Origin of the sequence: Chryseobacterium sp. SIMBA_029, from assembly GCF_046535275.1 — a bacterium.
Classification (GTDB): Bacteria; Bacteroidota; Bacteroidia; order Flavobacteriales; family Weeksellaceae; genus Chryseobacterium.
In genome coordinates this window covers 1-366 of sequence record NZ_JAWRXA010000090.1, presented here as the reverse complement: position 1 = coordinate 366, position 366 = coordinate 1, and the positions used below count along the sequence as shown (strand labels likewise).

The following is a 366-nucleotide window of genomic DNA, read 5'->3' as shown; positions in this document are numbered from 1 at the left end:
CAAGACGATGGCTGCATGGGACGTTCCCGCGGCGGCTTGACGACGAAGATCCATGCTCTTGTCGATGCAGATGGCCGTCCAATTGGCATCGACCTGACCCCAGGACAAGTGCACGACAGCAGGGTCGCCGAGCCAATGCTGAAGGATATCGGAAATGGTGCCATACTTTTGGCAGACAGGGCTTATGATACAAACGCCCTTCGAACCTTGGCAAAAACAAAACGGGCGTGGGCCAATATTCCAGCAAAGCGAAACCGCAAGGAGAGCTTTCCGTTCAGCTCATGGGTCTATAGGCAGCGAAACCTCGTCGAGCGATTCTTCAACAAGCTCAAGCAGTTCAGAGGGATTGCCACTCGATATGACAAG

The 366-nt window shown here is 53.8% G+C and carries 1 protein-coding gene; it reads left to right on the top strand.

The features are described from left to right. The coding region (locus tag SB679_RS23350; RefSeq protein WP_410704666.1) for an IS5 family transposase at positions 1-366 on the top strand (366 nt) is incomplete at both ends.